Here is an 8647-nt window from a genome sequence, read left to right as displayed (position 1 = left end):
GCCCGCACCACCTCGACGGCCGCGCGGGCCGTGACGCCGGTGGCGATGCCGTCGTCGACGATCACCGCGGTCCGGCCGTGCAGCGCGAGACCGGCCGCGCCGCGGTAGCGAATGGCGCTGCGGGCCAAGTCCGCTCGCTGTTCCGCCTCGACCTCGGCCCGGCCCGGCTCGGAGACGAACGCGCGCGCCAGAATCTTGTCGTCGATCACCCCGACCCCGCCCTCACCGACCGCGCCGAACGTCAAATCCGGTTGATAGGGCACCCGCAGCCTGCGGACCATGGCCACCGTGAGCGGTGCGCGCAACGCGCCCGCCACCTCGTAGGCGACCGGAATACCGCCGCGGGGCACCCCGAGCACCACCGCGTCGGTGTCGCGAAAGTGGGTCAACCGCACGGCGAGTCGCCGACCCGCCGCCCGGCGATCACGGAAGGGCATGCTGGGCCTCCGGACTCGGACTTCGGAAAGCACCGAAGTCTACGCCCGGCCGAAACGCCCACGGCGGGTGGGAGCTCCGGGGCTCGGTTCAGATTCCGGCGACGTCGAACAGCTGCCCGATGCCGTAGGTGACCAGCATGGCCAGTGCGCCGCCGAGCACCACCCGCAGCACCGCTCGGCCGCGCTCGCCGCCGCCGAGCTGGGCGCTGATCGAGCCGGTGAGCGCCAGCGCCACCAGCACCGCGACGACGGTCACCGGGATGCGGGCGGTGACGGGTGGGAGCAGGATGGCCAGCAGCGGCAGCAGCGCGCCGAGGGTGAAAGCGATCGCCGAGGAGAACGCGGCCTGCCAGGGATTGGTGAGTTCGCGTGGGTTCAAGCCGAGTTCGGCCTCCGCGTGCGCGGTGAAGGCGTCGTGCGCGGTGAGTTCCTCGGCGACTGTGCGCGCGGTCTCGGGTGAGAGTCCCTTGGCCCGATAGATGTCGATGAGTTCCGCGAGTTCGTATTCGGGCGCCTCGGTGAGTTCCTTGCGTTCCTTGGCGAGCAGCGCGCGCTCCGAATCTCGCTGGGTGCTGACCGATACGTACTCGCCGACCGCCATCGACAGCGCCCCGGCCGAGAGACCCGCGATGCCCGCGGTGAAGATCGCGCTGGTGGTGGTGGTCGCCGCGGCGACGCCGACCACCAGCCCGGCCGTCGACACGATGCCGTCGTTCGCGCCGAGCACGCCGGCGCGCAACCAGTTCAGCCTGGTCGCGAACCCGCCCGCGTGCGGCTCGTGCGGATGAGCACCACTGACCGTCGAGTCCTCCATGCCCGCACCTTAATCGGCCGGGGCGACCTTCGCGCGGAGGTGATCGGCCAGGCGAACGGCCAGCGCGACGATCGTGAGCGTCGGATTGGCATGGCCCGTCGTGGGGAACACCGAACTGCCCGCGACGAACAGGTTCTCCATGCCGTGCACCAGGCAGTCGGCGTCGACGACGCCCCCGCCCGGATCTGCCGACATCCGGGTGGTGCCGGTCGGATGCGCCCAGTCGGTGAGTTCGAGCGGCCGCGCGCTGTCCGGTGCGGCCCAGGCGAACAGGCGCGGCGCGGCGAACCCGAGCCTGGTGAACTCGGCGACCGCCAGCGCGGCGGCGCGGCGCACGGTGGCGTCCTCCTGGGCGTGCACCCGCCAATCCACCCGCGCCGCAGGCATTCCGAGCCGGTCGGCGCGATCGGTGAGGCTGACCCGGCTGTCCCGGTTCGGCGCCTGTTCGACCATGCAGCGCAACTCGATTCGGTCGAGCTTGTGCGGCAGCCCGGTGCGCTGGACGAGGCGGCGTCGCGCGCCGGCGAGCAGCAGGCCGGAATTGGCCAGCGCCACCTTCGCGTCGTGGCGGTCGCCGCGCCCGCGCAGCAGTTGCTTCACCGAGTCCCACGGATCGTCCGCGGCGGGCACCTCCTGCAACCACAGCGCGCAGTTCAGCAGACCCTCCGCGGCCTGGACTTCGGGAGCGAGGGCAACGCCGTGCAGAAAGGTGTGGCGGCCGTGCGGCGTCTTCACCACGTACTTGCCGAACCGATGCGTGATCGCCTCGGCCGCAGCCGGTTCCAGCGCGCCGACCGCTCCGCAGCGGTGGTCCATCAGGTAGCGCCCGACCAGGTCGTTCCGGTTGCCGAGGCCCTCGGGTCGCACTCGTCGCGAGGCGAGCAGCAGCCGCGGATTGCCGATGCCGCCGGTCGCGAGCACCACCGCGCGAGCGTGCACGGTGCGCGGGCGCGGGTCGGCCCCCGCCACTTGCAGCGTCCGCACGTGCGTGCCGCCCGGATCGGTGTCGAGATGGGTGACGGTCGCGTTCACGACCACCAGAACATTGGGCGCGGCAAGGCTTTCGACGTGTGCGCCGAAGCGTTTGCAGTCGAACGGGTCGCCCGGGTCGCGGCTGATCTGCCAGAAGTAGGGGCGGAATCGGCGCGGGTCCAGCGCGTCTGGCGGGCGGGTTCGTCCGGCCAGTTCCCAGAAGGCGTCGTCGGTGAAGCCGCTGCCGTGGCCGATGCCGATGTGGCAGGCTGCGCGGGTCAGGAAGGGCTCCAGGTCGGCGGGGCCGATCGGCCATCCGGAGCCGGGAACCCAAGGGCGGTCACGGAAGTCGAGTTCGTCGAGGAGTGCGCAGCGCCCGCTCCAGGTGTGCGAATTGCCGCCGAGGATCCGGTCGCCCGCGATCCGATCGGTCTGGGCCCGGCGCGCGCCGACGTTGTCGTAGTCGTCGAGGGCGTTGGTCGCGTCCGTGGACTCGCGCCCGCCGCTCTCCAGGACCAGCACGCGCAGTGCGGAATTCGCCAACTCGGCGGCGATCGTCAGACCCGCGGGGCCCGACCCCACCACGCACACGTCGGCGGTCAGTTCTGCGTCCCCGACCGCTGGCAAGTCCTCGATCCGCACGGTCGCCCCTCCCCGCAAGCCAGAAACCCCGACTGCCGGACCGTCGGCGCGGTCCGCACGTCTCGTTCACTGTACGAGGACCGCATTGATGGCACGCCGAAAAGCGTTGGTAGAGACGAAGGAACGGTGAAAGTCTCAGTGCCGGACGCGGCGTGCGCGCCGGATCGGGACCGGGTGCGGGATCAGCTTGCGGTGCGCGAACTGCATGCCGCCGAGCAGCGCGAGCGCGAGAAGTGCGGCGACGTAGTCGCCGAGAGCGAGCGAGAACACGGCGAAGCCTCCCAGTAGCGGTAGTTCCAGCAGGGCGCACCAGCCGAGAAACCGTAGTCGAGGGGCATTGGCATCCAGCCAGCGCACGCCGTCGTCGATGATTTCGCCCGCCGTGACCGGACAGATCATTCCGTCGCCCACCTGAACGAACCGGTGCACCGCGTCGTCGCGAGTGAGTTCGCCGAGCCAGGCCAGGTCGATGAGCCGCTTGCCCTCTTCGGCAACTTCTCGGACCGTGTCCATGCGACCCCTTCCGAGTCGATATTCGGGCGGAAGTCTATGCCGACCGAACCCCGGTTCCTAGAGGTGATCCCCGCCGCCTGGCCTTGTCCACGTCGCGGCGCGTAGTACCACCGTGCCCGTGCCGCGGGTGGCCGGCATCGCCCTGGCCCACGTGCCGCCGAAGGAGCCGGCCACCTGAGGGCGATGAGGCCGCGGCCGAAGACGTTGCGCGCCCGGCGTCGTCGCCGCGTGTAGCACGGGGTGGACCGGTGCTGCCGGGCGGGACGGATGCTGGCATGCTGACCGGCATGATCACACTGCGGTACTCAGGGGCACGCCTGCTGGCGGGGATTGCGGCGGGCGTTGTGCTGCTCGCCGGTTGTGGCGGGAACGACGAATCGGCGCCGAGCTCGGCCGCGCCCACCACCCCGCGTGACCAGCTCCTGCTGTCGGAGTCCGAATTCCCGGCCGATACCAAGAAAGTGGAGCTGCCGAAGGACCGCTTGGAGACCGCGGCCGCCGATCTGGCGGGCACGCAACAGAATTCCACCATCACCCCGGCGGAATGCGCGGACACTCAGCAAGATCTGGGAGCCGCGACCAAGGATCTGCTGGCCGACGCGTCGGTCGCGGGCGCCACCGACGACAAGGCCGGGCTGATGTTCGTGGAGTTCGTCGCGGGCCGCACCGCCGACCTCGCGAAGATCACCGACGGCAACAAGAAGTGCGGAGAGGTGAGCGCGACCTCGACCGTGGAGGGCAAGCAGATCACCTCGGTGGTCAAGGTGGAGAACCTCGACGCTCCCGCGGAGCTGAAGGGCGCCGAGGCCATCGTCTACCGCTCGGTCAGCACCTCGACCGTCGGCACCGGCAAGCCGCTCACCTCCACCGCCTACCAGGGCATGGCCGTGCTGCGTGGCACCACCGTCGTGGTGCGAGTCGCCGCGCTGAAGGACTCGGTGGACGAGGCCGCGTTCGAGAAGTTCTTCCTGGACGCCGTGGAGAAGGTGCGCAAGGCCGCGTAGTCAGCGTTCAGCGTTCCGAACGACCCGCGTTCAGCGTTCCGAACGTCGCAGCGCGGTGGGGGTGCATCCCCACCAGCGGCGGCAGGATCGGGTGAAGGTCGCCTGCTCGGCGAAGCCGAGAAGCGAGGCGACCTGGCTCATCGGCATGTCGGTGGCGGTGAGGTAGCGGTGGGCCTCCTCGCGGCGCACGTCGTCGAGCAGTGCGGCGAAGGTGGTGCCCTCCGCGCCGAGCCTGCGCTGCATCGTTCGCGGATGCATGGTGAAAAGCCTTGCCACCGCGGCGATTTCGGGTGGGCTCGTGCCGAGCAGCTGGCGCAGTGCGGCCCGCACCCGCGGTGCGATCGAGGCGCCGGTCTCGGCGGTCTGCTCGGCGAGGAAGGCCATGGCCAGCCGGTGCAGGTTCTCATCGCCGCCCGAGAGCGGCCGGTCGGCCAGTCCGCACGGCATCCGCAAGATGGCCTCGGACCGGCCGACCCGCACCGGTGCGCCGAAGAATTCCTCGTAGGCGCGCAGCGGGGCGGGCGGGTGGTACGGCAGCTCCACCGACCGCAGCCCGTAGCGTTCCTCGGCCAGCCGCTGGATCGCGCGGTGCACGAAGCCGAGACCGAGATCGGTGCCCTGAACCGGCGCGGGCAGGTCCGGCGGTCCGCCATAGCGCAGGGCGATCACGCCGGGGTCCCCGTATGGGTCGGGCAGCAGCGTGAGGCTCAGCGAGCGGGCATGCACGAACAGGTAGCGCGAGGAGCTTTCGAGCGCGTCGGCCAGGGTGGGGGAGTTGCGGATCGCCAACGCCAGCGGGCCGAGCATGTCCAGGTCCTGGCGGTAGGCGATGCGCAGCCCGAGATCCGGGCAGCCGAGGCGGCAGGCGGCCAGCTCCAGCACCGTCGCCACGGCCTCGTCGGAGACGAGCAGATCGTCGGTATCCAAGGCGGCGGCGGGCAGACCCACCGCCGCGACATACTCCTCGGCGTCGCCGCCCAGCTCGGCCACCGTGGCGCGGAAGCCGCGCAAGCCTGCGGACCTGATGACGGACATGTCGTCCAGAATCAAATAGTTGTCGCGTGAAGTCAAGAACGCCCCCGGTCGGATCCGCACACTGGAGCCCATGACCGACACCGCAGTCGCCTCCGAGCACCGTTTTGCCCAGCGCCCCGAGGCGGGGGATCACCTCGATGTCGTGATCGTCGGCGCGGGCCTGTCCGGCATCGGCGCGGCGTACCGGCTCCAGACCGAATGCCCCGGCAAGAGCTACGCCGTGCTGGAGGCGCGCGACGCGCTCGGCGGCACCTGGGACCTGTTCCGCTACCCGGGCATTCGCTCCGACTCGGACATGTTCACCCTCGGCTACCCCTTCAAGCCGTGGCGCGACGCGAAGGCGATCGCCGACGGGCCCTCGATCCTGCGCTACGTCGAGGAGACAGCGACCGAGTACGGCATCGACCGGCACATCCGGTTCCGCACCAAGGTGGTCTCGGCCGACTGGTCCAGCGCCGAGTCCCGGTGGACGCTCACCCTCGCCGAGCGCGACGCGGCGGGCCGCACCGTCGAGCGCACGCTCACCTGCGATTTCCTCTACGCCTGCGCGGGCTACTACGACTACGACCGCGGCCACGCGCCGGAATTCGGCGGCGCCGACACCTTCGCCGGGCGGATCGTGCACCCGCAGTTCTGGCCGGAGGACCTGGACTACGCGGGCAAGCGGGTCGCGGTGATCGGCAGCGGCGCCACCGCGGTCACGCTGGTGCCGTCGATGGCCGAGCAGGCCGAGCTGGTGACGATGGTGCAGCGCAGCCCCACCTGGATCAGCGCCGTCCCCGGCCGCGACAAGCAGGCCGACGCGATCCGCCGGCTGCTGCCGCCGCGCTTGGCACACCGGGTGATCCGCGCCAAGAAAATCCTTTTCGGCATCGGCTTCTATCAGTACTGCCGCCGCTTTCCCGGCGCCGCGCGCAAGCTGCTCACGGGCCTGACCACGCGCATGCTGAAGGACGAGCAGGCCGTCGCCGAGCACTTCACGCCCCGCTACGACCCGTGGGACCAGCGGCTGTGCGCGGTGCCGGACGGCGATTTCTTCAAGGCGATGAAGAAGGGCAAGGCGCAGGTCGTCACCGACCACATCGACCGTTTCGTGCCCGAGGGCATCCGGCTGAAGTCCGGGCGGGTGCTGGAGGCCGACGTCATCGTCACGGCCACCGGGTTGCAGCTGCTCGCCTTCGGCGGCATCACCCCGCACGTCGACGGCGTTCCGGTCCGGCTGTCCGAGCAGTTCGTCTGGCAGGGCGCGATGCTCACCGGCGTGCCCAACTTCGCGGTCTGCGTCGGGTACACCAACGCCTCGTGGACGTTGCGCGCCGACCTCAGCTCGCGGCTGGTCTGCAAGGTGCTGCGGCACATGGACGCCAACGACTACGCCGCCGTCGTCCCGGAGCCGGACGGCGACCTCGCCGAGCATCCCCTGCTCGACCTGACCTCGGGCTACGTCCAGCGCTCCATCGGCGACTTCCCGCGCCAAGGCGGGCGGCACCCGTGGAAGGTCCGCCAGAACTATCTGCTGGATACGGCCACGACGCTGCGCACCAATCTGAACAAGACGCTGCGGCCGACGCCGCGCGCGCACCGCCGTACTCCGGTGTCCGCCTGAGCGCGCTGATCGCGGATACCTCACCCGAAACGGGTGAGGTATTCCCCGGGTGCACCGGCTGGGATGGAAATCCAGGTTTCTCCTTCGCGGAAGGGAATGCAGATGACCACACCGACACCGGAAACCCAGCACCCGGTTCGCCAGGGCATCGCGGCCGGCACCTCGATCGGTGCCGCGATCCTGCTGCTGACCGTGGGTGTACTGCAGATCTTCGAGGGTATCTCGGCCGTCGTCGATGACGAACTGTTCGTCGTCGGGGTCGAATACGTGTACAAGTTCGACATCTCCACCTGGGGCTGGATCCACATCGTGCTCGGAGTCATCCTGGTGATCTGTGCGATCGGGCTCATGACGGGAAGCACCTGGGGCAAGGTCGGGGCCATAGTCATCGCGGCGCTCACGATCATCGCGAATTTCCTCTGGCTGCCGTACTACCCGTACTGGTCGACCCTGATCATCGCCCTCAGCATCGTGGTGATCTGGGCGGTGTCGACCTGGAAGCCTGCTGACACCTACGAGTGACGTCGGCCCCGTCTGTACGGTGAACCGATGGCCAAGCCGATCGCTGTCGGCCGCGCACAGTGGCTCGGGTATCGCTGGCGCCGCCACGGCCTGAACGGGCGAACGAACGGCGGGGCCCTGGACGACCTGCTGCTGCTCGGATTGCAGGACGGCCGGTTCGGCGGCGCCGCGTACTCATTGCGTCAGCGCACCGAGCGGATCGGCTCCACACCGCTCGGCCGGGCGATCGATCCGGCCGGGCCGTTGGTGAGCTGGTGGTCGATGCGCGGCGCCCCGCACGCGCACCGGTTGGCTCAGCTGGACGTAGTGCGCGACGCGCTGGCGCCGCGCGCCTCGGACGCGGGCGGCGCTGCGCAGGTCGACGCCGTCGCCGAGGTCGCCGCGGCGCTGCGCGCTGTCGTCACCCGACCGAGGCCCAAGGCCGAGGTCAGCACGGTGGTGACCGTACGGGTCTCGCCCGCGCTGGTGCGCTGGTGCGAGCGCTGCGCAGCGGAGCATGTGCCGGACGGGCTGTTCCGCGCAGCCGGGTGTCAGGCGCAGATCGTGCTCGGGCCGGAGGTGAACCGGGCAACGGTGCTGTATCCGACCCCGGATCATCCCGCCGTCGGCGTGCAACAGCCGCGCCTGGCGTTGTTGCGGGCTTTCTTCCGGGTGAACGGGCCGACCACCCGTCCGCTGTTCCGCGATTGGCTCGGCGTCGGCGCCGACGACTCGTGGCGCGCGGTGGCGGGCACGCTGGTGCGAGTGCGGGTAGACGATCGAAGATCCGACCTGCCCGAATCGCTTCTCGACGAGGTGCTCGGTGCGCCGCCGCCGGAAGGTGTGCTGCTGGTTCCGCCCGGCGATCCCTATCTGCGCCAAGCGGATCGGTCGCTGCTCGTCCCCGATCGCGCGAGGCGGGGGCAGGTGTGGCGGGCGTTGTCCGCGCCGGGCGCGGTGCTCGTCGACGGAGAGGTGGCGGGTGTCTGGCGGTACCGCCGTGCTCAGCACCGGATGGCGGTGAGCCTGTTCGCGGCGCTTCCGAGCGGACGCCGCGGTGAGATGGAGCGGAATGCGCACTGGCTGACCGGGGACGAACGCTTGCGCTTCGACTGGGACTAGC

At 70.4% G+C, this 8647-nt stretch carries 9 protein-coding genes; 4 read left to right on the top strand and 5 right to left on the bottom strand.

What is annotated here, in order from left to right:
• The 4 genes from NL1_RS34925 to NL1_RS34910 all read right to left on the bottom strand — a co-directional run.
• Positions 1 to 437 (bottom strand): phosphoribosyltransferase family protein (locus tag NL1_RS34925; RefSeq protein ID WP_281180904.1); only part of this gene is annotated, 437 nt, incomplete at its 3' end.
• Between the two features lie 88 nt (positions 438 to 525).
• Entirely contained in the window at positions 526 to 1251 is a 726-nt protein-coding gene (locus tag NL1_RS34920) for a VIT1/CCC1 transporter family protein (protein WP_067848975.1), read from the bottom strand.
• A 9-nt stretch (positions 1252 to 1260) separates the two neighbouring features.
• On the bottom strand, positions 1261 to 2865 hold the full coding sequence (locus tag NL1_RS34915; RefSeq protein WP_067848971.1) for a GMC oxidoreductase: 1605 nt from the start codon (positions 2863 to 2865) through the stop codon (positions 1261 to 1263).
• A gap of 135 nt (positions 2866 to 3000) precedes the next feature.
• Positions 3001 to 3378 (bottom strand): hypothetical protein, encoded by a 378-nt coding sequence (locus NL1_RS34910; RefSeq protein WP_067848967.1) that lies wholly within the window; start codon positions 3376 to 3378, stop codon positions 3001 to 3003.
• Between the two features lie 287 nt (positions 3379 to 3665).
• On the opposite strand from NL1_RS34910, the gene NL1_RS34905 reads away from it, so the two are divergent.
• Entirely contained in the window at positions 3666 to 4382 is a 717-nt protein-coding gene (locus tag NL1_RS34905; protein ID WP_156095190.1) for a DUF5642 family protein, read from the top strand.
• Between the two features lie 30 nt (positions 4383 to 4412).
• Here NL1_RS34905 and NL1_RS34900 read toward each other — a convergent pair whose 3' ends face one another.
• Positions 4413 to 5417, bottom strand: coding sequence for an AraC family transcriptional regulator (locus tag NL1_RS34900; RefSeq protein ID WP_067848978.1), 1005 nt, complete (start codon positions 5415 to 5417; stop codon positions 4413 to 4415).
• Positions 5418 to 5487: 70 nt separating this feature from the next.
• Here NL1_RS34900 and NL1_RS34895 point away from each other — a divergent pair, with 70 nt between their 5' ends.
• From NL1_RS34895 to NL1_RS34885, 3 genes are all read left to right on the top strand, one after another.
• Positions 5488 to 7023, top strand: coding sequence for a flavin-containing monooxygenase (locus NL1_RS34895; RefSeq protein ID WP_067848961.1), 1536 nt, complete (start codon positions 5488 to 5490; stop codon positions 7021 to 7023).
• Between the two features lie 96 nt (positions 7024 to 7119).
• Positions 7120 to 7545: a DUF7144 family membrane protein gene (locus tag NL1_RS34890; RefSeq protein ID WP_067848958.1), complete on the top strand. Its 426-nt coding sequence runs from the start codon at positions 7120 to 7122 to the stop codon at positions 7543 to 7545.
• A 27-nt stretch (positions 7546 to 7572) separates the two neighbouring features.
• Entirely contained in the window at positions 7573 to 8646 is a 1074-nt protein-coding gene (locus NL1_RS34885; RefSeq protein WP_067848955.1) for a DNA glycosylase AlkZ-like family protein, read from the top strand.
• Position 8647 lies beyond the last annotated feature (1 nt).

The sequence above is a fragment of the Nocardia lijiangensis NBRC 108240 genome (assembly GCF_001613045.1).
GTDB lineage: Bacteria > Actinomycetota > Actinomycetes > Mycobacteriales > Mycobacteriaceae > Nocardia > Nocardia lijiangensis.
Note: the sequence above shows the minus strand (reverse complement) of the source record. Positions and strands in the feature narration are given on the sequence as shown.

Bases quoted from the DNA above. Each gene is read 5' to 3' on its own strand.
- NL1_RS34920 (WP_067848975.1), bottom strand. From the start codon at position 1,251: ATGGAGGACTCGACGGTCAGTGGTGCTCATCCGCACGAGCCGCACGCG.
- NL1_RS34910 (WP_067848967.1), bottom strand. From the start codon at position 3,378: ATGGACACGGTCCGAGAAGTTGCCGAAGAGGGCAAGCGGCTCATCGAC.
- NL1_RS34905 (WP_156095190.1), top strand. From the start codon at position 3,666: ATGATCACACTGCGGTACTCAGGGGCACGCCTGCTGGCGGGGATTGCG.
- NL1_RS34900 (WP_067848978.1), bottom strand. From the start codon at position 5,417: ATGTCCGTCATCAGGTCCGCAGGCTTGCGCGGCTTCCGCGCCACGGTG.
- NL1_RS34895 (WP_067848961.1), top strand. From the start codon at position 5,488: ATGACCGACACCGCAGTCGCCTCCGAGCACCGTTTTGCCCAGCGCCCC.
- NL1_RS34890 (WP_067848958.1), top strand. From the start codon at position 7,120: ATGCAGATGACCACACCGACACCGGAAACCCAGCACCCGGTTCGCCAG.
- NL1_RS34885 (WP_067848955.1), top strand. From the start codon at position 7,573: ATGGCCAAGCCGATCGCTGTCGGCCGCGCACAGTGGCTCGGGTATCGC.